Genomic DNA, 23,765 nt, shown 5'->3' with positions numbered 1-23,765 from the left:
CCCTGGGCCCCGGGGTACTAGGACCACCCCGGAGCCCAGGGATCCGAGCTGCTGATCAGCCGCCCTGGCTGGAGACGCTGCTCATCGAGCCGACACAGCCGACGGGGCAGCTGGCCGAGCCGGCGCAGGCGCCGCAGAACGCGGTGGTGAAGCCGGGGCTGACGGCGTCCTGGAGGACCTCCAGGTCGAGGGACTCCGACCACAGCTCGAGCTCGTTGTCGAGGTTCTCGTTCATGGGGTTCGCTTCCTTTCGGGTGGGTGTGGTGGTGCGGGTGCCTTCGCGGGCGGGATCAGCCGAAGCTGGAGGCGCTCGCGGAGGAGGAGGCGGTGCTCGTCGGGCACGAGGCCGTCGAGGCGGTGCCGGCGGTCGCCCAGGTGCCGAGGGCGACGCCCTCCTTCAGGGGCTCGAGACCGAGCGCGTCCGAGGCCAGCTCGTCGGCGGACAGGTCCAGTTCGAGGTCGTCGAAGTCCTTCATCCGGGGAATCCTTTCTGCGTAACGGGTAGCCGGCGACGGGTAGTCGTCACGGCTGTGGAGGGGTACTGACCGGGGGTCAGCCGATCGTCGACGCGGACGACGCGGTGGCCGCGGACGTGCCGGGGCAGGACGCGGTCGAAGCGGATCCGGCGCAGAAGAAGCAGCCGAGGGCGTTGCCCTCCGGGAGCTCCTCGATGGCCAGCTCGTCACCGTCGATGACGTAGAGCTCGATGTTGTTCTCCATGGTGTTCACCTCCCTTCGGTGTGCGGTGCGGTGGGGACGGCCGGGCGGGCCGGCCTGGGGGCTTCGGATCACCCGTAGGTGGACGCGCTGCTGACGGACGACGCGGACGTCGCCGGGCAGGACGCGGTCGAAGCGGAACCGGCGGACGCCCAGCTCGCGAGGGCGTTGCCCTCGGGCAGCTCCTCGATCGCCAGTTCCTCGGCGTCGACGGCGTACAGCTCGATGTCCTCCATGCGAGGCACCTCCTCAGGTGTCATGCGGTGGGTAAGGGCTCCCGCACCCGGTCGGGGCGGGAAGTCTCAGGGGGCCGGCGGCAGGCCCAGGGCCAGCGCGAAGATCTGCTGGCGGCTCGTCCCGTCGCTGAGCAGCGGGCCACGGACGGCCGCCGGGATGAAGCCGGCGAAGACGCTGCCGACCAGTCCGTGGGCGACGCCGTCCAGCCACATCGCGTACGCGGCGGAGCCGGCGCGGGTGAGCAGCAGCCGGTAGCCGTGCCCGCCGTGGCGGTGGACCGCGGCGTCCAGGGGTACGCCGATCGAGACGATCGCGGCGGCGTCGGAGAACTCCGGCTGCAAGGTCAGTCCGTAGCGGGCCGCTCCGGTGGGCAGTTCCATCACCGGGGTGAAGGAGGACGCCGCAGGGTCGAAGCGGTGGACGGCGGGGGTCACTCCGGTCAACCGGTGGGCGACGACGGTGAGTTCGAGCGGGCAGTCCGCGTCGTCGCCGTCCCTCTCGTCGAGGTCCAGGGCCCGGGCCATGATGCCGGCCAGCAGTCCGGCGGGCAGCGGCTCCTGGGAGAAGCCGCGCAGGGAACGCCGGTTCTCCAGGGTGGTCAGGAGGTCGTGGGGCACGGTCCGGTGGGTGTACGGAGCGACCGTGACGGCCGGTCCGATCGCCACCGGTGCGGGCACCTGCCCGGCACGTGCGGTTCCGGCGGGGGCGGTTCCTGCGGGCGCGGTTCCTGCGGGCGCGGTTCCTGCGGGCGCGGTTCCTGCGGGCGCGGTTCCTGCGGGCGCGGTTCCTGCGGGCGCGGTTCCTGCGGGGGCGGTTCCGGCGAGACCGGTTCCGGCGGGGGCGGTCGGCGGGCGTTCGGCGAGTGCCGTGGCCGCGGCGGAGCCGCGCTGCTCGCGGAAGGACGCCAGCATGTCCATGGCCAGTTCGTGCGGGGCGCTCACGGGGCTCCTCCCAGGTCGACGAGGGTGGTGATCGGTTCCAGGTCGGGGTCGATCCCCAGGGCCGCGGCGACCGCGAGGTCGTCCCAGCGGGTGCGGATCGCGATCGGCAGGTCCAGCGCGGCCGCCGCGGAGCGCAGCGTGGCGGTGGCGCAGCCGGCGTCGAGCAGGACGATGCGCAGGGCAAACGCCGCGTACTTCTTGGCGACCTTGGTGAAGTCGCCGGTGAGCACGACTGTCAGCGGCGCCTCGCCGGGGATGGCGCCGGGGTCGGCGGCGAGCCTGGCCAGCCGGTGCTCGGAGGCCACGTAGCCGTAGACGCCGGGCTCCAGACCGGGCACGTCACGGACGACGAGGTGGGCGACGACGGAGCCGATGTTCCCGCCGCTCGCCGTCCACCGCTGCACGCGGCCGGGCAGCAGAGCCCTGCGGCCGGCGGTGACGGCGAGGAGCAGTGCGGCGGTCCGGTCGTCGATGAGGGCCGGCGACGGGGAGCGCAGCGAGGCGAGCGGGGGTTCCGGGAGGGGTACGGCCGCCGCGACGGGCCAGGTCTTCTCGTCGTTCTGCAGGGCGATGTTCGAGGGCTTGTAGTGGGCCTGGTGGGCCTTGCCGTCGGCGTACTCCCGGGGCGGGAAGGCGATCGCCGCCTCGTAGCGCGCGGCGAGCGGCGGGTCGACCGGGTCGCCCGGGGCCGCCGAGCAGTGGGGGCAGCCGGGCCGGGTGGCGGCCGAGCGGCGCTGCTGGGAGAGGTCCGCCAGGTCGACCGTGCGCCACTGGGAGGGCAGTGGGCTGGGGGTGCTCCGCGAGAGCAGCGCGAAGAGGTCGCGGGCGAAGAGCGCGGCGGCCAGTTCGGCGTCCCCGGGCAGCGGGGGCCGGTCGTCCGTCGCGTCCTCGGCGGTGCGGCAGGCCAGGCAGGGCGTGAAGGCGAGGTCGACGTACGGCCCGAGGTGGGCGGTGCGGCCGGTGAGCGCGAGCCGGATCAGCGGTGTGCCGGTCTCGGCGCAGGCGGCGGCGAGCTCCTCGGAGGCGGCCGGGTCGAGCCCGGCGGCGACGGCGAGGGTGGTGCCGGGCGCCGGTGCGAGGCCGCTGCCACCGTCGCTGTCGCCGTCGGTACCGGTGTCCACGAGGGAGCCGGCGAGGTGGCGGCGGGCGGCCTCGGCCAGGAGGCCGGTGCCGAAGACCTCGACCCGGGCCCGGGCCAGCCGGTCCAGGGCCTCCTCCCAGGCGTGGTTGGCCCCGGTGGAGTCGCCGATACGGGAGAGGAAGTCTGCGAGCGCGTCGGGCACCGCCGCGGCCCGGGCGGCCGACGCCGGGGACGCGGCCTCCTCGATCAGACCGCAGGTCCACAGCAGGGAGAGGGCCTTGAAGACGGTGCCGGCCGGGATTCCCAGGGCCTCGGCCACGTCCTCGTGGCCACGGCTGCCGTCGAGCAGGGGGAGCATCCGGGGCAGCAGTTCCCGGGCGGCGGCGCCGCGCAGCAGCTGCTTCTTGGGCGTCCCCTCGACGACGAGGGCCTCGGCCGTGTGGTGCAGGGAGAGCCCGCGCCGGAGCCTGGGCCGTGCCGGGACGTGGAACTGCGGGTCGTTCAGGGCGGCCGAGGCCATGGCTTCGGCGGTGATCACAGAGTGGTCCGGCATCGAGGCCTCCTTTCCGGTTCAGGACGTACGAGCGGGACGATCGGGTCGTACGGGTCGCACTGGTCGTACGGGTCGCACTGGTCGTACGGGGTGCGGTGGCCGCACGGGGCGTACGGGGCGCACGGGGCGCACAGGGCGCGCTGGTCGTACGGGGTTCGGTGCGGGTGTTGGTGCGGGTGTTGGTGCGTGCGCGGGTGCGGGGTCACCGGCCGACGGGGGCCGGGAGGGCCGCGAGCTCTGCCGCGATCGCCTCGAACCGCTCCAGGCGGCTCTCGGGCGTGCGGGCCGGCCGGCAGCGGGCGCACCGGTCGACGGCGACGACCGCCGAGGTGGAGGTGGCGCCCTCCACGACCCCGAAGACCCGCACGGTGGCGCCGATGCCCTCCGCCGCGCCCGGCTCACCGGGCCCGGCCAGGGCCTCGCGCACCGCCTGGTCGGCGAGGCCCACGGCGATGGCCACGTGGTGCGGGGCGTGTCCGGAGACCGGGGGCGCGGTGGTCGCGTCGCCGCGGGTCCCGTCCGCCGTCGGAGCGGTGTGCTGTGCGCGGCGGCGGGTGTAGCAGCGGTGGCATGCGGTGCGGCCGGGCACGACCACCGGTCCGCACCGCAGGTCGAGGGGGCCGGCCTGGACGGGGAACCAGGGCCGGTCCCAGGCGTGGGCGCTGGCGTCCACCATGTCGGCCAGCACCTCCCGGTCCTGTCCCGTGGCCAGCACGATCAGGTCGCTGTCGGGCCACAGGCTGGGGTGGGTGCCCTGGCTCACGTCGAGCACGGTCGAGCCGGCGTGGCGTGCGGCCAGCCCTTCGGCGACGGCTGCGCCGAACGCCCCCGCGGCGAGGATCAGCAGGCGCGGATCGGTCATCTTCGGACTCCTCGTCGGACGTTCACGGCAGCCGGAACAGTCGGGTTGCGGGGTACCGGGAATCGGTACCGCGGATCAGGCGAAGGGCTGGGGGTGCGGGTTGATGTCGTCCTCGCCCCGTACCGGGTGGCCCATGGCGGCGGGTGCCGCGTAGAGCCGGGGGTGCGCCAGGTAGCGGGCGCGGTGCACGAAGGAAAGCGGCATGAGCTGGGGGATGAGCATCCGTACGACGGTGGCTCCGACCTGCTCGGCCTCGTCGGTGGTGAGGTCGACGGCGACGACCTCGCAGCCGGCGGCGTGCAGGCGCTCCAGCAGCCAGGCCAGGGCCGGCAGCGGCTCCTCGGACGGGGCCCGGGGAAGGTCGCGCAGCCCGTGCACCGGGCGTTCGCCCTCCAGCAGGAAGTCGAAGCGGTGGCGCTGGGACAGCGGGCCGGACAGCAGGGCGCCGTCGACGACGCTGACGATGTCCTCCTCGGCCGCGGGGGCCGCGGAGTCCTTCTCGGCGGCCCGCGCCATGTGGCGGAGCGCGATCCGGAGGGAGGAGGCCTCGCGGTAGAGCTTGGCGATCCCCTTGCCGGGGTCGAGTTCCGCGGTCGCCGCGACGAGCTGGGCGATGACCCGGTCGTCGTCGGCGAGCTGCACCCCGTAGATCACCGGGATGCCGAGGTCGGTGGTGGCGTCGTAGAGCTGGGTACGCAGCCGTTCGCTGCTGCCTCGCTCCACGAACGCCCGGAACTCCGGGGCCAGTTCGGCCGGGTCGAACTCCAGCCGGGGAAGCCGGAGCCGCTGGAGCCAGGTCAGGGCGATGGCGTCGCGCTCGACGATCTCCAGGATGCCGTTGACGACGGCGGCGGCCGGATCGGAGTGCGCGGCGCAGCCGGTGGAGACCGGGTGGACGTAGCGCTCCGCGATGGACTCGACGGGGTTCTTCAGCCAGACCTGCATGGCCGGGACGTACACCGGACGGTTGCGGGTGAAGGACCAGCCGCGCACCCAGCGCATGGGGCCGTCGGGGTCGGTGGGGACGAGACCGCTGCGGGGGTCGGCCAGTTCGGCCGGCGAGCAGCGGGGCCAGCGGTCGCTGGGGATGGCGTCCTCGCCGAGTTCGGCGGCGGTCGCCCAGACGATCTGCTCGGGGTCCCGGGCGCAGGAGGAGTACCGCTCCAGCGATTCGGCGACCGCGAGGTGCGCGGCGCGCTCCGGGTCGAGGTCACCGCCGGCCCCGTCGAAGTTCCCGGAGCTGGGGTTGTGCTCCCAGCCGGACTGCTCGCTGAGCACTTCGCCGGGGTTGCCGAGCGAGGCGGTGAAGATGGGGAAGTCGGGCTCGCCTTCGGCGACGGGGAGCCGGGTGACGCGGTTCACCAGGCCGTAGGAGGAGGCGAGTTGGCCGATGCGGAGGAGCGAGTCGGGTATGGCGGGGTGGTCCGGGCCCGCGGTGGTGCCGGCAGGGCTCTGGCTCATCGTACGAACGGTCATCATGCACGCTCCGTGTCCCAGCGGAACGTCCGTGCCGCGAGGGCGGTGAGCCCCGCGGCCGTCGCCGCCATCACAGTCCAGTCGAGCCACAGGGGGTGGCGGGTGATCCCGCCGACCACGTCGTGGCGAAGGGCGTCTCCGAACATCGCCAGCGGGGTCCAGGAGAGCGGACCCGCGACCGAGTCGGGGAGGAGTTCGAGGGGGAACAGCAGTCCCGTGCTCATCAGCAGGACCGGGGTGAGCAGCCCGGAGATCGCGTTGGTCACCTCGGGCGAGGAGAGCAGTCCGCCGAGCAGGTAGCCCAGGGCGAGCAGCATCACGAGGCCGATGGCCGTGGTCAGCAGCAGCCGCAGCATCGAGGCCGGCTCCAGGAGTCCGCCGGCGACGGCGCCCGTTCCCATCAGGGCCAGGACGGCCAGGGCGAGCAGGCCTCGGCCCGGGAGGAGCGAGAGCAGGACGGCGGACCGGCGGGCGGGTGTCGTCGACAGCAGCCGCAGGGTGCCGCTGGCCCGCATCGCGACGAGGGCGGACGCGGTGCCGGTGAGGGCGAGCGAGAGCAGCGCGAAGGCGAGTACGCCGGGGATGACGAAGGCCATGGGGTCGAAGAGCGCGGATCCGTCGCTGCCGACGGCCGTCACTTCCCAGCCCTGCCAGCCGGTGTCGTCCAGGGCGGCGCGCACCGCGGCGACCACGGACGGCTGTTCCGGATCGACGGCCATCCGCAGGGTGCGGGAGGCCGCGTCGGGGACGATCACCGCCGCCTTGCCCGGCTGTGGGCCGGCCTCGGCGACGGCGACGGCGGTGCTGCCTTCGCCGAGCGCTTCCTGGAGGGCGGTCGCCTGGGTGCCGGGTCCGACGACGGCGAGGTCGAAGGGGCCCCGCACCCAGGTGAGTTGCATGAGGACGACGAAGAACACCGCCATCAGCAAGGGGAAGACCACGGTGAAGAAGAGCGCCGCGGGGTCACGCAGGAGCTGTCGGGTCATGGCCCGGGAGAGCGCCTTCAACTGACGCGTGGTGGACACGGTCGGTGCCCCGACACTGACGTGATTCATCGCATGCCCTCCTGTCCTTCCGCCATGTCCGATGTGGGTTCGAGCGAGGTTCCGGTGAGACGGAGGAACACGTCCTCCAAGGTCGCGGGGCGCGGCCGGACGTCGGCCGCGGGGTCGAGCCCGGTGATCCACGCGGCGGTGGCGTGCGGGTCGTCCGCCGTCACCTCGAAGCGGATCCGCCCCGAGCGCCCGGCCGACTCGACGGCCGTCACGGCGTCGCCGTGACGTGCGCGCACCTGGTCGGCGAGGTCGGCGCGGTCGGTTCGTACGGAGACGACGCCGCCGGATGCGTACCGGGCGATCAGCTCCGCAGGGGAGCCGGCCGCCACCACCCGCCCTTCGTGCATGACGGCGAGCCGGTCGCACATCTCCTCTGCCTCGGCCATGGCGTGGGTCGTGAGCAGGAAGGTGGTGCCGCCGGCCTGGGCCCTGCGGATCAGGTCCCAGACGGCGTGGCGGGCGTGCGGGTCGAGTCCGGTGGTGGGTTCGTCGAGGACGACCACGGGGGTGTCGCCGACCAGCGCCGTGGCGAGCAGCAGCCTCTGCTGCTGACCGCCGGAGAGCCGGGCGGAGCGCGCCCCGGCCTTCTCGGCCAGGCCGATCTCGTCGAGCAGCGCGTCCACGTCCCGGGGCGCCGGGTACAGCGCGGCCCAGGTCTCCAGGGTCTCCCGCACCTTCAGCCGCGGGAAGAGACTGGCCTGCTGGGGCTGGAGGGCGAGCGAGGCGCGCAGGAGGTCGGTCCGCGCGAGCGCGTCCTCACCGAGGATGCGGACCTGTCCGGCATCGGGCCTGCGCAGCCCCGCGATGGCCGAGATGGTGCTGGTCTTGCCGGCTCCGTTACGGCCGAGGAGACCGAAGATCTCGCCCGGAGCGACGGAGAAGGAAATCCCCGCCACAGCTTCGATGTCGGCGTATCTGACCCGTAGGTCGACGACTTCGAGAACGTTTTCCGAACCACCCGGGAATTCCGTGACACTCGGGAGCTGACTTGTCATGACCATCTCTGCTCTCGCCCTCTGGATCAGCAGTCGTGGAAAGGGGCGGGAACTACTGCCAGCCGTTGACCGGCTTGCAGGGCGGGATCGGAACCAGGTGCGGCACGTGCGGCAGGTTCGCCCGGATCTCGCAGATCAGCTCACCGACCTCCGGCGGCACCGGCCACTGCGCCTCACCGTGCAGCCCGACACTCCGGCCGACACCCTGCCCCTCACCCTGCTCGACGGCAGCCGCGCTGCCCGCCGCCACGGTGAGACCGGTGATCGTCAGAGCCAGACAAGCAACTGCCGAAGTGATTCGAATCCGCACTGTTTCCCCCTGGGTTCCGCTTCTTTGTTCCCTCTGCGTTTCCGCTGAGAAAGACAATGCCAGCGGGCCGGGGGCCACTCCACGCCATCCGGTGTCAGCTTGCTGCAGACCCCCGTGCAACAAGCTGACGGCGAAGGGAACCGCCCACGAAAGCCACCCGGAAGCCGACCGAGAACCGCCCAACGCCCCACCCCTCACCACCGCCACCACCCGCCCCCGCCCCGGCCGACATCTCCCCGGACGCCGGGCACACCACCCGCTACACTGGCGTCGCGCACTGCCTTCGTGCCTTCGTGGGATCTGTCGGAAATTAGATCGCCGCAGATCAGGGCGAATGCGCTGGAAGGCCACCGAACGCGCCAGGGCATTTTTCCGAACGAGTTTCCGGGTTCGCGCAGGTCATGTCAGGTCTCACACCATTCACCGGCTGCCACTCGGAGCGCCGACTGAAGCACCTCAGCCCATCCCTTTGGGCGCGCCAGCTCACCCGTCCGACGGCCCAGAAGTTGCTACTCAAATAGCAACTCGTGAGGCTTGAGATGTGACCCTTCATGCTGCCCCTTGGGTGCCCTGGCCCCGCTTCGACCGCCGCGCGTATCTCCTCCTACTGGACGACCAGCGCCGACTCCTGCTATGCGGCGGGTGCTGCGGCGGCTGGACCGTCCCACAGGTCCGTCTGACGAGCGGCGCCCACTTCATGGAGTCGGCCACCCGATTCCTGGACGAGCGATTCGGGGTAACGAGTCCACGCTTTGGCTCCGTCTACGGAATCCGGCAGTCGCGCGCCGGCGACAACTGGGAGTTCGATCGCGTGACGGCGGCACATGCCTTCATCGTCCGCATCAGCGACGCCGAGGGAGCGACGATTGAGCAGACATCGGCCACACACACTCGATGGGGAACCGCGGAGCTACGAAGGCGGAGGCGGGAGATCTCCCCAGAGGGGATCGTCCTACTGGTCACCGGTTACATCGAAGGCTGGATCCCCGACGGCCCCATCTCCCTATACTGATCGCGACTATGCGGTGAGCTAACAGCCTGGCACGAGGGGGCGGACGACTTGTCACACACTGGACACCCGGACTCACCTTCGGCAAGCTCGCGCCGCGCGCAACCTGCTTCCCCAGCTGAGAATCTCTGCGCGCCGAGCACGACCACGGGTCACGAACAGCAGCCACGAGCCGATGACCAATAGCTGACCGCCAGGCTTGCCCAGTCGGATGCCCCTACTGCGGCACCATCCCGAGGCAGCGCTGGCTGACCGGCTTGCGTCGCCGGGGACTGGGGCGTGCGCCGGCTGAGGGCCTACCAACGGAAAGGCCTGGGCACCCGAAGAACCCGCGGCCCTGAGCCTCATGCTTGCCCAGTCAAGAGCGCGTAGCGACAGAGAAGGATCCTGGCCGGTTCCCCCGAAGCAGTGCGTCGCCACACCGGAACTCGTCACTGACAGCCACTTCTATCAGCACGGCAACGAGCGGAACGGGCGCTTCGGTCAGCAAGTATCGAACAGGATCAGCATGTGGGGCCAGCTACGGGGAGCCCGCCCCCTCCGAGTGAGGCAAACAAGTTGCTCGATGCCACAACACATCCCACATGGGCAGACTTCCTCCCGTGGCTCAAAGAGCTGAGTCCAGAGGAAGAGCACAGCCTGCGACAACTGGGGGGCGCAGATCTGTGGTGGATACGAGAATGCCCTGCGACGACGGCGGAGCGTCGCCAGTACATGGACGACCTGTACGACTCCCTGGGCAATCTGCTGTGTGAAGGATCGCGGGCATCTCGCCCCTTCCTGGCCCTACTTCCATTTCTACCGAGCCAGGCAGCACTGGAAAGTGAATTCATTACACCTCGCCAGCGCCAACGCCTGGCCTCTAAAGGTCTATCTTCGGGAGCAGCACTGCACCGATGGACGCCACAGCAATTGCAACAAATTCTCGCACTTCCCCATTACACCGAGAGCGACTTTCTGGGCAATCTAGTACGGGGCGCTACGGTTTTACCACGAACGAACTCAACTTATCGACGAGGGCCCGCGGAAACATTTCAATTCTGGTTCAACGGATTGGGGATTCGCGAGAAAGACGTCGTTCGCGAGCTCGCATGCGCTACGCACCCTGTCCCGATCGACTCATTGGCAGCCAAGCATGGAACGCTTCCGTATGCCATACGCAAGCTTCTCAATAGGCTTCCAAATTCCCTCCAGAGCGCCATCGACGGTGACCCACACACGAGCCGTCAGGTCCAGGCGCTACAGTCGGACATCTCGACGCCAGCAAGTATCCCTGAACTCACACTTCATCACCCTTGGATCACGCAAGCAATCGAAGGTGACATTTCAGCCATTTCTCTACTTTGTAGCCTTAAATGGCCTGGATCTCTACGTGAGGGATGGGTGTGCGCCGGAGACTTCGATCACCATATCCATGCAACGCTAGCCACTCTCGCAATGGAGCCAGGAGAGAGTATGGAGATAAGTACGGTGAAGCGGCTTCTAGGTGCGGCAGGCGCGTGGAGCGGGGGCGACGACTCCCGCATCAGGCGATGGCTCCTTCGGTGCGGTCTAAAGACCGAAGGAGATCAGGTCCGTTCTCCACTTCCAGACCGGGCTCCCCTCGATGAGTCGGTCGCAGTCGTTCCAGTGTCTTCTGATGCAGAACCCTTGCACTTCGATCCGATTGCGACGCAGAGCGATCTCTTGATGAACGCGCTCAGAAAACTGGGGAAACTTACCTCTGGACAAGAATCTAATAATACCCTCGGATCTCTCCTAAAGAATGCCGACCTGCTGGACGGAGAAGTTGGCTCTCTCGCCCGGAAGATTCGAGATGCTCGTATCTCCAACGACGGAGTGTGGCAGTTCGACTCCAGAACTAGTAACCAACCTAGCCAGCATGAGTCATACGCCGAAATGGCGGGACCTGCCGACTCCGGGAAGGGAAACGAGTACGATCACGAGCCGCCTCGCACAACCTCGGAGCCCTCTGATCACGCATCGCTCGCGAGCCGCGTGATCGAGGTTCTTTCTCATTCCTCGGCACCACTCTCCGTCCGAGAAATCGCCGAGAGACTGCAAGTAGAAGTTTCCGATCTCTACCTTGCACGCACCTTCTTTGCCTACGACCGCGTCAAAATCTCCGCCGCTGGCACTTGGTGCCTCATCACCTCGGATGGCGACGAGAGCGGAGTCACTCCCACGGTAAGCGGCAGTACCAACGACTCCGTGCGGACAGGCAGCTCAACCGAGGAATCGACTGACGAAAGCCAGGAGTCCGGTCGGGAAGAATGGCTCGTGAGGCTACGGCATGAGATCGAGGGCATCTTGCGCCAGGCGTCTTCGGCAATGAGTACTTCACAGATCGCCGATCGCCTCGCGCGGAAAGTTCGTCTGAAGACCTTGCGTCAACAGCTCGGCGGAGATCCCAGGTTCCGCTACATAGGCGATGATCGTTGGGCTCTCAAGCGACGTGAAGCACGTGGGGCAGGTGCCACACCGACAGTGGCATCGATCATCACCGGCCAACGGGGGCACCAAGCTCTCCCCACAGCAGTGCCACCTCCTCGTGGACGCGCAGCCGTAGGGAAACTTGAGGGCGTCCTAGACACCCTCGCGGAGACACTCAGGAAGGTTGGCCATCCTCTGTCCACGCAGATCCTCCGAGATCGGGCTGGCGGCGCAATCGACACTGGAGTCCTGAAGCAGGTGCTTTCGACCGACGCCCGCTTCCACCTGAGCGACCGCGATGCTTGGGCGCTCACCGAATGGGACATGCCCAGCTACAAACCGATCAAGGACTTGATCGGCGACATGGTCGATGCGCATGGTGGCGCTGTGCCAGCGTCCGAGGTGGTCAAGAAGCTGACCACGAACTTCACATTGAAGGAGTCCAGCCTGAGGCAGGCCATGTCGTCTCCACCGTTCAGCGTCAAAAATGGCTTCGTGCGACGGCTAATCGACGTGGAAGAGGAACAGCTCCGACAGGCACGTGCCGCGCAGAACAGCACGGGGCATCAAGGAAGCGACGTGCCAACGGCCGATGAGCTGGTCGCGGACATGGGCTTGGACTTCTGATGTCTGAGATCCGCACCCTCCGCGGTGCCAACCTTCGGAGCGAGTATCGGAGTGACCGCAGCGACGTCGTCAACGAGTTCTACGTCCCTTCCTTGGTAGTAGCGGGACAGTACGACCGAGCTGTCGGCTACTTCACCGCGAGTACTCTCGCAGTGTTGGGAAGCGGCATGGATGACTTCATCCAGCGTGCCGGCAAGATGCGCATAGTCGCTTCTCCTTATCTCCAACCCGATGACATTGCCGAAATCGAAGCTGGCTACGAGCTCCGCGCTGTACTAGAGAATGCCGCTCTCCGCGATCTGGAGCGCGCCGTCCAAGACCCGCGCGCGGCCAGGAGCGTCGGCAAGTTGGGGATGCTCATCGCACAGGGCAGGCTCGACATCAAGCTCGCCTATGTGGCTGACGGTAATCGTGTCGGCATGTACCACGAGAAGATCGGGGTCTTCCGGGATACTCAGGACGTCGTCGCATTCAAGGGAAGTGCCAACGAGACACTCTCGGGTCTGATCGGCAATTTCGAGTCAATCGAGGTCTTCCGAAGTTGGGACGAGCGAGACTCTGAACGAGCGCTCCGCATCAGCCGGGACTTCGAGGACCTTTGGCAGGATCGGACGCCGAAGCTGCGGATCGTGCCCTTCACCGATGCGGCGAAGGTTGTCGTAGAGCGGTGCAGACGCGAGGCAAGTGTTCCGGGCGAGGCAGATGACATCCCATCTAGCGGCGCGCCCATTTCGGTGGCACGCCAGGACAGTACTGGCGTGCTGACGATCCCTGCAGACCTGCAAGTCCGAAGCTACCAAAAGCAAGCGGTACAGAACTGGTTCAGTCATGGATGCCGGGGCATCCTTCGCATGGCCACAGGCACGGGCAAGACACTTACTGCGCTGGCTGCCGCGGCTCAGGTCACCAAGATCCTTCAGAAGAGGGAGCAGCCGCTACTCACCGTGGTGATCGCTCCCTATCAGCACCTTGTCGATCAGTGGTCGAAGGACATCGAGAGATTCGGCGTCACACCGATTCGTGCCTACGAGTCAACCGACGCCTGGTATGGACGTGCCTCGAATCTCCTCCACGCGCTTGCCCTGAAAGGCGCCCCCGGCGGTGTGATCGTGACGACGAACAAGACCTTCGCCGACACTGCGTTCCAAGGCATCCTCGAACGGCACAAGGGGCAGATGCTGATCGTCGCTGATGAAGCGCACAACCTCGGCGCCAAGCGTCTGCGGACGAAGCTGCCGCCTAACGCAACGTTCCGGCTCGGTCTTTCCGCCACTCCCGAGCGGTGGTTCGACGATGATGGTACAGCCGCGCTGATCGAGTACTTCGGTGAAGTCGTATTCGAGATGGGCATCGGCGACGCCATCAAGGCAAGGGCACTGTGCCGCTACACCTACACGCCCGTCATCGTCGAGCTCGATGCTGAGGAGACCGAGCTGTACGTTGAGGTGACCGAGAAGGTTGCCAAGATCCTCTCGGCACAACAGTTCACCGAGGAGGCAGCCGAGGACAGCCCGCTTGGTGCCCTGCTCCGCAAGCGATCGAACATCCTCGGGCACGCACGTGCAAAGCTGCCGGCGCTGAAGCGAGAGATCGAGAAGCGACAAGACGACTGGTACCAGTTGCTCTACTGTGCCGAGGGCAGTCACCCGCTCTCGCACGAGAGCGGCGAGGCTGAGGAGCCTTCCCAACTCGATCTAGCCATGGACCTTGTCGGTAACCAACTCCGCATGCCTGCCGCCCGCTATGTCTCAGAGACCAAGCGACCAGAGCGGAAGGAAGTCCTAACACGGTTCGGCAACCGAGACCTCCAAATTGTGGTGTCGATGCGATGCCTCGACGAGGGTGTCGATGTTCCGGCTGCCCGCACCGCGTACCTCCTGGCCAGTTCATCGAATCCCCGCCAGTTCATCCAAAGACGCGGCCGGGTTCTCCGCCAGGCCCCGGGTAAGGACTTCGCGGACATCATCGATTTCATCGTCGTACCTCCCGATGACGCAGTCGGCATTAACCGTGAGACCGAGCGTCGCATGGTCGCCCGCGAATTGACTCGGGTAACCGAGTTCGCTCGCCTCGCGGTGAATGAGGCCGAAACACTCGACATTCTGCGCCCACTGCGCGTCCGCTACGGACTGCTTGACATATAACCAACCAATTCCGCTGTACCACGCATTAGGAGTTTCCGTTGAATGATCATCAGACGGCACAGGACATCCTAAACGAGTTGTCACCTGAGGGTATGAAGCTTGCCAAGCGCGTCTTGGAGCTCGAGCGAGAGAACCTTCACATCAAGAGTCCAACAATCCTGGTTTCTAAGGTTGTTGAGGCCGCTAAGGAGCTCGCCAAGTGAGGCTACTGAAGCTCACCCTGGACAACTTCCGGGCTTTCTATGGTCGCCAGGTCCTCGACCTCAGCGTTGACGACGGCAGGCCGGCTGTCCTGATCTTCGGTAACAACGGTGCTGGAAAGACGACCTTGCTCAACGCTTTCACTTGGGCGTTGTACGGCACATTCTCCGACGATGTGGAGCAGCAACAGCGTGTCATCCACGACCAGGCTTGGGCAGACACATCCTTCGGAGTACCAGTCAGCGCTTCCGTGAAGTTGGAGTTCGAGCACGACGGTGCAGTGTTCTCCGTCCTGCGTGAGGTGTCCGTGGTGAAAGATGCCGACGAGCAGAGTGCCGTAGTACCCCGCCTCGTCGTGAATGAGGTCCGGCACGGTCAGAGTGTCAAGATCGAGAATGGCCAGGATCGCATCGAGAAAATCCTTCCCGAAGGTCTGCGGCGGTTCTTCTTCTTCAATGGTGAGCGCATGGAGAAGATGTTCACCACTGACGAGAACAACGACCAGGTCAAGCGGGCTATCAAGACCTTGCTGGGGCTTGAATCTATCGAGCGCGCCATCACCGACCACTTGCCGGCAGCTGCCAAGCGACTGGCTCGAGAGATCGGCAAGGACGGCGACACGCGCCTACAGGCACTGCGTGACGAACAGGACGGCCTTGAGCAGCGGAAGCTGGACATCCGCAACCATGCACTCAAGGTCTCTAAGGACATCAGCAGTTACAAGGCGCAGGTAGAAGTAATGGAGCGGGCGCTTCGCGACAATGAGCAAGCGGCTCCTATGCAGCGCGCACGTCAGAAGATCGAGAAACAGATCAGCGAGGCGGTCGAGCAGCGGCAGATACGCCAAGCCCGCAAGCGCGAACTGCTCTCCAAGGCAGGCTTCCTCGCCTTTACAGGTGGCATCGATGCCACCGTAATCGAACTCGCGGAGGGCATGCGCCGCCGCCGAGAGCTCCCCGCAGGCATCCAGCGAGACTTCATCGACGGCCTGTTGGAAGAAGGATCCTGCATGTGTGGGACACCGGTACCTCCCGGTACGCCCGCCTATGAGGAGCTGGACAAGCGCCGCTACAACGCCGGACTCGCCGATGTCGAAAGCCGCTGGATGTACGTGAGTGGCCAGATGAAGCATCTTGGCGAGGCACGCCGTGCTCTGTTGGAAGAGCTCAAGCAGGCGACCCAAGACATTCAGGCGTCTGAAGACAGCATCGCCCGCCTCGACGCAGAGAAGAGCGAGATCGACCGCCAGCTCGATGGCGTCGACGTCCAGGATGTCCAGCGCCTGGAGCAGGGGCGCAGAGAGTACGACGAAAAGCGCATCGACGCCCTGTCCACCCACCGACGCCTCGAAGAAGAAATCGTCGAGATCGACAAGCAGATCGATACGGTCAAGAGACGCTTCCACGGCGCCCAGGTTGCGGACGAGGCGTCACGCCGAGTCCAGCGTCAAGTCAATCTCGTCAACGAGGTTCTTGATGCCTTCCGCAACGTCTTGGAGCTGAAGACGGAAGAAGTGCGCCAGCAGCTCGATGCTAAGGTCAGAGAGGTATTCTCTCGCATTTTCATCAAGTCATACACGCCGGAACTCACTGACACGTTCGAGCTGCTGCTGAAATCCTCAGCGGGAATCGCCATCCGCAGCACCGGTGAGAACCAGGTCCTTGGCCTTTCCTTCGTCGGCGCTGTCTCCGAGGTTGCGAAGCAGATCCATGATCGGAAGGGTAAGTCCAGCGAAGAGATCCTCGGAGAGGGCGGCATCTATCCGGTAGTCATGGACGCCCCATTCGGCAGCCTCGACCTCACCTATCAGGAGGAGATCTCTCGGGCATTGCCCCAGCTCACGTCACAGATCGTGACTCTCCTCTCGCAATCACAGTCCCGCGGGAACGTCATGGCAAACCTTCAGGGTGCTGCAACACGCATGTACGTGCTCCGATCAGTAACGCCGAACAGGAATGCTGAAGAAGAGACGATCGCGATCAACAACCGGGCTGTCCCATACGTCACACACGGCGAGTTCGAGCACACCCTCCTGGAAGAGGTGAACGTCTGATGGCAACCGAGGACCGCTTCCGGAGGCCCGCAGAGCACGAACAGCTGTTGAACGACCTGACTAGCAAAGATGGACCGTTCCGCGCAATGGTCGATGCGCTGATGTTCGCCGCTGCGCTTGGCCGACGCAAGGACAGGCGCGAGAACTTCGACAAGCAAGGCGAACCGATCCGTCTGGCTCTGATGGAAGGCCGCCAATACGGTGACGTGCTAATCGACATGATCGCTGCAGCAGAGATAACAGACGATCCGAAGATCCTTGCTGACGAGCGGCAAAACGAGCGCATCCGGATCTTCGAGGAGTACGCCAACGGCGGCCTCAACATCATCCGAGGAGAGATCAACTCTAGCGGCAGTCGTGACCTAGTGCTGATCGTAGGCAATCTCGTCATGGATGCACTCGCGGCTCCGAGGGAGGAGGACGACGTCTCCGCCTTGTTGCAGGCGGCCGATCTCCAGTGGTCCTTGTAGCACGGCAGCGGGGCGGGAGCAGCGGGAAGTGCTACGCCCGCCCCACCGATACCAGGTGATCAGACAGCAGCCACCGATCCGATCAAGCCCTCAACGGTTGTCAGTTCCTTCTGCCCTCCGAGGTACCCGATGCCTCGATGCAGATGCACCATCAAAGCCCGGGCAACGTTCTCGTCAGTGGGCTCGTCACCATCCGAGACGCAACGCTGCTTGAGTAGCGCCAGGTAAATGGCACCGTGCTGACCGCCAAAAGTCTTCCACGTCATCTCAACGTTGGAGTCAGCGACGATGTCCTTGACCAGTGGCGTTGACGGATCGTTCAAGGAGAGCGCGAGAGCCCAGCGGCAGAGGACGTTCCACTGCGTGATGCCGGTGGTGCGCTTCAGCCGAACAAGTCGATCGCGGGCCGGCTGGGACAGGCGGACGGTATCAAGCGACATGCGAGGCTCCTGCGTTCCACCAGTAGCCCTCGACGACGTTGGTGGTGAAGTTCGTGTCGTCGTGGACCAGGGTGTAGGTGTGGGCGACGGACCTCTTGAGGCGGCCCAACAGGTACTCGTCAATCTCCTCGTCAGTGGACAAGAGGAGGACCTGTTCACTGGCGTGCGGGAAGTAGCGGTCCACGAGGTGTTCACGGTGGCGGCTGTCGAGGCGGCCGAGCGGGGTATCGATGACACTGGGGAGACGGTTCCCCGCAACCTTCATTAGCCCCCAGAGGAGAGAGACCGCCAGGAGCTGACGCTCGCCGGCGCTGAGACGGCCCGGGTCGATCGGTGCGCCTTCGGAGTCGGTGAGGGCCAACGTGAACTTGTCGGTGTCGATGCGCAGGTCTTGGACCAGGCCCTGCTTGCGCATGAGCTCCTTGAAGCTTTGAAGCATGGCGACTTCGAGTCGGCTGATGTGCCGCTGAAGCAGTGCTTCACCGAAGCGCTCCAGAGTGCCACGGGCCTTCTCGGAGTATTTGATGATCCGCTCGACTTCTTCCGCCTTGACCTTCGTCCGTACGAAGTCGTTGTGGGCTCGTTCCAGTGCCGCGGTGACGTGCTCTCGGCGCCTCTTCAGCTCTGTGATTCGCTCAGTGTCACGGGCGACTGCGGCCTGGATCTGGGCGAAGTCCTGGAGCTGCTCCTCACGCGCGAGTTGGATGGCCTCGACCCTGCTCTGCTCAGGGACACCGGCCAGCTGACGGTCCAACTGGTCAAGTTCCTCAGCGGCGGTAGCGGTGAGTGCCAGGAGTTCGGTCGCTCGGGTCTTGTCCCGTACCAGAACTTCATCCAGCACTGTCAGCTGAGCCAGGGCATCGTGGGGAAGGCCGAAGTCCACCTTCAGGGCGGTGGACTTGGACCGCTTAGTCCGGTCTTCCTCGAGTTTCCTTACGACCGCGTCCCGTGCATCCTCGGGGAGGAAGTCGAGCAACCACTGGTCGCGCTCTTCCAGGACGTTGAGGACCTGGCCGGCTTCGGCGGCCGACTGCTCGCGTTTGGCCTGCTCGTGGACCTCCCTAAGCTGCGAGCTCATCATCAGCAGAGGGAGCGGCCCGGCGGCAATCTGGTTCAGGGAAGCGCGGAGTTCAGCGAGTCGCTCGGAAGCCCGCTTGCGATCCTGCTCGATCTCGATGCGGCGCTCGAACAAGCCGCCGCCTTCCTTCTCGAACTCCCGCTCCAGAGTCTCGAGAGTGCGCTTCGCTTTGCCGAGCTCGGTCTTGCGCTGCGCCAGGCCCTGGACAGCCGTCTCCAGCTCCGCCTGCACGGCGTCGCGCTCTTTCTCCTGCGCATGGATGTTGTCCATCAGGTGCTGTTCCTCGTCAGACAGTTTCTGACGTCGCTGGAGCGCAAGCAGGTCTGTACGGAGCTGCTGCACGGTGCTCACACCGAGCAAGGAGTGCACCGCAGACTCGATGACCGAAGCCGCCCGCTCGGGATCGGCGAGGGATTCAATCTTCTCGCCGTCGAAGAAGGACAGCGAGGCGACCTCGAGTGGGAGCAAGTCCTCCACGTGGTCCGCCCAGCCCTCGCTGAGCATCTTGCTGAACTTGGTGTCCGGCTGAGCAAAGCGGGCGGGCTTGGCGTCGTCGTACTCCTCGTCGACGAAGACGTTGAGGAACTCCTTCAGAGTCTTGCCGCTGATGCGCCAGCTACGAACAACCTTGTAGTAGTGCTCCTTACCATCCACCGTTACGGTGAACTCCAGGGTTACTGCGGAGCCGCGGGCAGGATCGTGCTGTCGATTGATGCTCTCGCGCAGATAGGTGTCGTATGCCTTGCTGCCCCTGCCGCTACACCTGGCACGCGGGCCATATAGGGCCAGTTGGATGGCGTCAAGCAGGGTCGTTTTACCACAGCCGTTGAGACCGCCGATCAGGATGATCGGCTTATCCTTCTTCACGGTGAGGTCAAGCGACTGCTTACCCCGGTAGGCCCCGAACTCTTCGAGGATGATCTTACGCAGGAGCATCGATGTCGGTCTCTTCATCCAGAGTCGGGTTGGTCGCTACGTCATCGCGCCACTTCTTCTTGCGCTGCGCGAATGAGACGGCGTCGTCGTGACCGTCGTAGAAGCCCTTCTGGACGGCGTCTTCGAGCGCCTTGAAGAGGCCGGAACGCCGCGTCATTGTGCGGTACTTGCGCTCCACCGACAGCAGCTCGCGCACCATGTCGTAGTGCAGCTCGTCCCCATCGCAGAGCTCCCTAAGAAGTTCCATCTCCTCGGCACCCATGACGAGCTGTTCGTCGAGCGGGCCGCCAGGGAAGTCCTCGCCGGTGGCCTTCTTGTAGATATCCGGCAGAGTGTCCTCGACCTCATGCTTATCGAAGACCCAGATACGTCGGATCTCGTGGAGCTCGTCGAGAGTGATCAGCTCGATGTGGCGGACGTGCTCGGGGGCATGGGATCTGATCCAGGTCTGCGCGGTGAGTAGCTCCTCAAGCCACTCCTGCCGAAACTTCTGAAGATAGGGACCGTGGACAGCTACTTCCTTGCCATCGCTGCGGCGAGTGAAGAGATTGACCTGACCGTTCATCCGGCGGAAGTCGCGAGCGGCCCTATCGGGCCGAGGGTGAGGCAGCTTCTTGCCGGGCTGGTAGTCAGGGTCTTCCTTGTCCTCCACAGTACCGAAAGGAGAGTCGAGCTTGTCTCGCAGTTGCAGGAGCGGAGTCATCCACTCCTTCTCCTCGTCGTTCTGAATCATCGCGGTCATGGACTTGTCCTGCTCGACCAGCGTGCACGTCCAGCAGCCGAAGCGGCTGGAGCCGCACGACGGGGTGGTCGAGTCGACGACCAGCGGGCACTCGCCGTCGGCGGAAGCGCCCTGGTACATGGTGAGGAGGTCCTGATTGTTGTAGCCCCAGGGATTGGGCTTCTGCATCAGGTACTCCCACACGTCGTCGTTGGTCCAGTCCTCGACGGGGCTGTAAACGAGCGAGTTGGGGAGGTTCGCGTTCGGGGAGAGGCGGTCGCGGACACGTCGCTTCTCATGCTTCTCCATCGCGCGGGCACGGGCTTGGCTCTCCGTCTTGCGGATGCCGAGGACCATGATGGCCTCACCGTGGGCGGCGACGACGTTGCGGATGAAGGAGTTCGAGGGCTTGATCTTGAGTCGCTCGGTGCACCAGCGGAACTTCGGGCGGGGCGCGGGATAGCCGCGACCGATGAGATTGACCCAGAAGGTGTCCTTGATCTCCGGGGTCAGCCGGTGGGGCTGGATAGGCAGGCCCTGTTCGGTAGCTGCCTTCTCCATGGTCTCCAGCGACGTGGTGACCCACGCGGCGACAACGGGGTTCTCGACCAGAGTGTCTGTGCTGATGACATGAACCGGTTTGTTGAGCTTCTCGGCCGGCAAATCCCTGAGCGCTGTCCAGACCAGCTGAAGGACGGCGGTGGAGTCCTTGCCGCCGCTGTAGCCGATAACCCAGGGGACCTCATCCGCGGTGTAGAGCTCGCGGATCTCGTTGGTCAGCTCGGTGGCTACTTCGTCGAGCGAGCGGCCGTCGAACGCCAGTCGCCGGACAGAAGGGATGCCGAGAGGCAGAGGGGTGTTCATGCATCGCCTCGCAGGTACGCGTCTTCCACTCGCTGCTCCTCGGGGCTGAGCCCGAGACCGAGGTGGTTACGCAGGTAGTTCACGGTCAGGGTCACGTTCTGGTGGCTCTTGGAGACACGGCCGCCGACGATGGCTCGTCCCTCCCAGTCGATGTTGGAACGGGTCCAGTCCACCCTCTTGAGGGGTGTGAGCCGCTTCTTCCACGTGGACGGTGCTGTGGACTCCCTGAGTAGAGAGTTCCCGATGCGCCCGAGAGCGTGCAGAGCAATACCGTGGCTGTGGATGAAGTCTCGGCGCATCTCAGTGGCGGAGAGTGTCCGGTTGCGGACCATCGCCCACTCCGGGAGCGTCTTGTCGATCGCCTCCCAGTACGACTGGGCCAGGTCGGACGCCTCGCCGGGCTTGATGTCCAGCCCTTGGAAGAGGGCCTGGGTTCCGTAGTAGAGGGCACTCAAGGTGAACATCATCCGGGAGCGGGCTGAGAGGTTACTCTTCTCCATCTCGACGAAGCCCTTGAAGACAGTCGACCGGCCAGCCATGACGCGCACGACCTGCGCGGAGCTGTCACGGTGGTCGTAGAGGACGCCGATGGAGCGAGCCGGACGGACCGCGTGCCGGTTGAGATCGGCGAACATTTGTTGCGAGCGAGCGAGCCCCGCATCGTGAAAGAAGACGACGGCGATCGTCTCCTCGCCAAGGTCAGGGTTCTCTTTGAGCGCGAGGTCGATGGCAGCGCGACGGTGCTGACCGTCGTTGATCAGGAACCGGGATTCCATCGGAATGTGGAGCTGCCCGGTTCTGAAGCCGGCGCCATCGGGGCTATGACTGTCGAAGTGCATGTTGCCGTCGACGGAGGCGGTCAGGGCACTGAAGACATAGTCATCTGGATTGTCCAGAATGTACTTACTGAGAGCGGGGAGACGCCCCTTATTAAGGAGGCGCTGGGCTCGCAGCTCGGGGGGCAGCTCATCCTCGTCGAAGATGAAGATCTTAGGGATCAGCCGCAGGGGGCACATGGAGACGTAGAACTCTCGCCCTGCCTGGATGCCACGGATGGCGGGAAAAGTGTACTCAAACCCTGCGGATGTGCGTGGGGGGATGATTCGGGTCACACCTGCCACAGCTTCGCTCTCCACTCCGACAACTTTAACGTACTCACGATGACTGACATCCCTCGTTTGACGTACCAGGGCACCCCCTTCGTGCGCGCAGGTCACGATGGAGGCAGCGCACGGGACTGAGCGCACGCTCGTGGGCGCCATGCCGGATTGCCACTCCGCGGGATGACGTGCGGCGCCGTCAGTGTTGACAGACGCACCGGCGCCCGATGCGCGCTAACACGTTACGCGTGTACGTTAACTCGGTGACGTGCACGATGGCAGGGAAACGTCTCAGAAGTGGGTGGCAGTTGTGGTGGCGTATCTGGATGTGGCAGCAACGACCCGGGTCGACCCCCGGGTGGCGGACGTGGTGCTCCACTGGATGACCGAAGACTTCGGGAACGCCGGCAGCCGTACCCACGAGTATGGGGCACGCGCCAAGAAGGCGGTTCAGGAAGCGCGGGCGTTCCTCGCAGCGACAGTCGGCGCCAAGACTGAAGAGGTCATCTTCACTAGTGGAGCGACCGAATCCAACAACATCGCCCTTCTCGGCATCGCACCGCACGGCGAGAAGCACGAGCGCCGGCACATCATCACCTCTGCCATCGAACACAAGGCAGTCATCGAGCCCCTCCTTCACCTTCAGAGCAAAGGCTTCGAGGTCGACTTCCTTGAGCCCGGGCTGTCCGGCCGGATCACCACAGAGGCCGTGCTTGAGAAGCTGCGCCCGGACACCCTCTTGGTCTCCCTGATGCACGTGAACAACGAGACCGGGGTCATCCAGCCCGTCGCCGAGCTCGCCGAGGAGCTACGCAAGACGCCGACCTTCCTCCACGTGGATGCCGCGCAGGGCTACGGGAAGATCCCGCAGGACCTTAAGGCCCCCATTGACATGATCAGCATCAGCGGTCACAAGATCGGGGCTCCGAAGGGGGTGGGCGCCCTGGTAACCCGTCGCCGCGGCTGGGACAAGGCTCCGCTGGAGCCGATCATGTTCGGAGGCGGCCAGGAGCGGAAGCTTCGGCCTGGCACGCTCCCTGTGCCGCTGATCATGGGACTCTACGAGGCGGCGAAGGCCTTCCAAGAGGGACAGGCGCGCTGGGCGCGAGAGGCCCTTGCAATGCGTGAGCGCATGCTCACCGCCCTCGGGGCGACTCGATTCCACATCAACGGTGACGCCGATCACACCGTGCCACATATTTTGAATGTGACCTTCGACGGACTCAACGCGGAAGCGCTGATCGTACGGCTGAAGGACCAGGTCGCCGTCGCCACGGGATCGGCGTGCACCAGCGCCTCGTACACGCCGAGTCACGTCCTGACCGCCATGGGGTTGCCGGAGGAGGTAGCCACCAACGGGCTTCGCTTTTCGTGGTTCCCGAGTCAGGTCGCCGACTTCGATCCGGAGGACCTCGCAGCGACGATCGCACGGATGCAACCGGCTGCCTCCGCGTAGATGAAG

The 23,765-nt window shown here is 65.6% G+C and carries 22 protein-coding genes; 7 read left to right on the top strand and 15 right to left on the bottom strand.

Annotation, left to right across the window (positions count from 1 at the left end; genetic code table 11):
* Nucleotides 1–55: 55 nt before the first annotated feature.
* From IE124_RS13350 to IE124_RS13300, 11 genes are all read right to left on the bottom strand, one after another.
* Complete coding sequence (locus tag IE124_RS13350) at nucleotides 56–235, bottom strand: thiocillin family RiPP (RefSeq protein WP_055642953.1); 180 nt, start codon at nucleotides 233–235, stop codon at nucleotides 56–58.
* Nucleotides 236–290: 55 nt separating this feature from the next.
* Nucleotides 291–476, bottom strand: a complete 186-nt coding sequence (locus IE124_RS13345) for a thiocillin family RiPP (protein ID WP_189507940.1) — start codon at nucleotides 474–476, stop codon at nucleotides 291–293.
* A gap of 76 nt (nucleotides 477–552) precedes the next feature.
* Nucleotides 553–720, bottom strand: a complete 168-nt coding sequence (locus tag IE124_RS13340) for a thiocillin family RiPP (protein WP_189507939.1) — start codon at nucleotides 718–720, stop codon at nucleotides 553–555.
* 68 nt (nucleotides 721–788) lie between these two features.
* Nucleotides 789–953 carry a thiocillin family RiPP gene (locus IE124_RS13335; RefSeq protein ID WP_107105427.1) on the bottom strand — a complete coding sequence of 55 codons (165 nt, stop codon included), beginning with the start codon at nucleotides 951–953 and terminating at the stop codon, nucleotides 789–791.
* A 66-nt stretch (nucleotides 954–1,019) separates the two neighbouring features.
* Nucleotides 1,020–1,895 carry a nitroreductase family protein gene (locus IE124_RS13330; protein WP_189507938.1) on the bottom strand — a complete coding sequence of 292 codons (876 nt, stop codon included), beginning with the start codon at nucleotides 1,893–1,895 and terminating at the stop codon, nucleotides 1,020–1,022.
* Entirely contained in the window at nucleotides 1,892–3,529 is a 1,638-nt protein-coding gene (locus IE124_RS13325) for a tpaE (protein ID WP_189507937.1), read from the bottom strand. Before IE124_RS13325 ends, IE124_RS13330 begins: the two co-directional genes overlap by 4 nt.
* A gap of 202 nt (nucleotides 3,530–3,731) precedes the next feature.
* Entirely contained in the window at nucleotides 3,732–4,391 is a 660-nt protein-coding gene (locus IE124_RS13320; RefSeq protein WP_189507936.1) for a TOMM precursor leader peptide-binding protein, read from the bottom strand.
* 75 nt (nucleotides 4,392–4,466) lie between these two features.
* Nucleotides 4,467–5,852, bottom strand: coding sequence for a YcaO-like family protein (locus IE124_RS13315; protein ID WP_229832423.1), 1,386 nt, complete (start codon nucleotides 5,850–5,852; stop codon nucleotides 4,467–4,469).
* A 14-nt stretch (nucleotides 5,853–5,866) separates the two neighbouring features.
* The gene (locus tag IE124_RS13310) at nucleotides 5,867–6,922 is read right to left on the bottom strand and encodes an ABC transporter permease (RefSeq protein ID WP_189507934.1); all 1,056 of its coding nucleotides are present in this window, start codon (nucleotides 6,920–6,922) and stop codon (nucleotides 5,867–5,869) included.
* Nucleotides 6,919–7,818: an ABC transporter ATP-binding protein gene (locus tag IE124_RS13305; protein ID WP_189507933.1), complete on the bottom strand. Its 900-nt coding sequence runs from the start codon at nucleotides 7,816–7,818 to the stop codon at nucleotides 6,919–6,921. Before IE124_RS13305 ends, IE124_RS13310 begins: the two co-directional genes overlap by 4 nt.
* A gap of 151 nt (nucleotides 7,819–7,969) precedes the next feature.
* Nucleotides 7,970–8,227, bottom strand: a complete 258-nt coding sequence (locus tag IE124_RS13300; protein WP_189507932.1) for a hypothetical protein — start codon at nucleotides 8,225–8,227, stop codon at nucleotides 7,970–7,972.
* Nucleotides 8,228–8,768: 541 nt separating this feature from the next.
* Between IE124_RS13300 and IE124_RS13295 the strand changes: the two genes are divergently transcribed.
* From IE124_RS13295 to IE124_RS13270, 6 genes are all read left to right on the top strand, one after another.
* Complete coding sequence (locus tag IE124_RS13295) at nucleotides 8,769–9,239, top strand: hypothetical protein (RefSeq protein WP_189507931.1); 471 nt, start codon at nucleotides 8,769–8,771, stop codon at nucleotides 9,237–9,239.
* Between the two features lie 1,995 nt (nucleotides 9,240–11,234).
* On the top strand, nucleotides 11,235–12,296 hold the full coding sequence (locus IE124_RS13290; protein ID WP_189507930.1) for a hypothetical protein: 1,062 nt from the start codon (nucleotides 11,235–11,237) through the stop codon (nucleotides 12,294–12,296).
* A 167-nt stretch (nucleotides 12,297–12,463) separates the two neighbouring features.
* Nucleotides 12,464–14,440 carry a DEAD/DEAH box helicase family protein gene (locus IE124_RS13285; RefSeq protein ID WP_229832422.1) on the top strand — a complete coding sequence of 659 codons (1,977 nt, stop codon included), beginning with the start codon at nucleotides 12,464–12,466 and terminating at the stop codon, nucleotides 14,438–14,440.
* 38 nt (nucleotides 14,441–14,478) lie between these two features.
* Nucleotides 14,479–14,643 carry a hypothetical protein gene (locus tag IE124_RS13280; RefSeq protein ID WP_189507928.1) on the top strand — a complete coding sequence of 55 codons (165 nt, stop codon included), beginning with the start codon at nucleotides 14,479–14,481 and terminating at the stop codon, nucleotides 14,641–14,643.
* Entirely contained in the window at nucleotides 14,640–16,694 is a 2,055-nt protein-coding gene (locus IE124_RS13275) for an AAA family ATPase (protein ID WP_189507927.1), read from the top strand. Before IE124_RS13280 ends, IE124_RS13275 begins: the two co-directional genes overlap by 4 nt.
* Complete coding sequence (locus IE124_RS13270) at nucleotides 16,694–17,164, top strand: DNA phosphorothioation-associated protein 4 (protein ID WP_189507926.1); 471 nt, start codon at nucleotides 16,694–16,696, stop codon at nucleotides 17,162–17,164. The genes IE124_RS13275 and IE124_RS13270 overlap by 1 nt, the downstream gene beginning before the upstream one ends.
* 59 nt (nucleotides 17,165–17,223) lie before the next feature.
* On the opposite strand, the gene dndE is transcribed toward IE124_RS13270, so the two are convergent.
* From dndE to dndB, 4 genes are read right to left on the bottom strand one after another with little or no spacing between them, the layout of a single operon-like run.
* Entirely contained in the window at nucleotides 17,224–17,604 is a 381-nt protein-coding gene (gene dndE / locus IE124_RS13265; RefSeq protein ID WP_189507925.1) for a DNA sulfur modification protein DndE, read from the bottom strand.
* The gene (gene dndD / locus IE124_RS13260) at nucleotides 17,594–19,618 is read right to left on the bottom strand and encodes a DNA sulfur modification protein DndD (RefSeq protein ID WP_189507924.1); all 2,025 of its coding nucleotides are present in this window, start codon (nucleotides 19,616–19,618) and stop codon (nucleotides 17,594–17,596) included. Before dndD ends, dndE begins: the two co-directional genes overlap by 11 nt.
* Nucleotides 19,605–21,203 (bottom strand): DNA phosphorothioation system sulfurtransferase DndC, encoded by a 1,599-nt coding sequence (gene dndC, locus IE124_RS13255; protein ID WP_189507923.1) that lies wholly within the window; start codon nucleotides 21,201–21,203, stop codon nucleotides 19,605–19,607. Before dndC ends, dndD begins: the two co-directional genes overlap by 14 nt.
* Entirely contained in the window at nucleotides 21,200–22,339 is a 1,140-nt protein-coding gene (gene dndB / locus IE124_RS13250; RefSeq protein WP_229832421.1) for a DNA sulfur modification protein DndB, read from the bottom strand. Before dndB ends, dndC begins: the two co-directional genes overlap by 4 nt.
* 265 nt (nucleotides 22,340–22,604) lie before the next feature.
* Here dndB and dndA point away from each other — a divergent pair, with 265 nt between their 5' ends.
* Nucleotides 22,605–23,759: a cysteine desulfurase DndA gene (dndA, locus tag IE124_RS13245; RefSeq protein ID WP_229832455.1), complete on the top strand. Its 1,155-nt coding sequence runs from the start codon at nucleotides 22,605–22,607 to the stop codon at nucleotides 23,757–23,759.
* Nucleotides 23,760–23,765: the final 6 nt, after the last annotated feature.

Source organism: Streptomyces narbonensis (genome assembly GCF_014649015.1).
Classification (GTDB): domain Bacteria; phylum Actinomycetota; class Actinomycetes; order Streptomycetales; family Streptomycetaceae; genus Streptomyces; species Streptomyces narbonensis.
The sequence above is the reverse complement of the archived record's forward strand: the minus strand, read 5'-3'. Positions and strand labels throughout refer to the sequence as shown.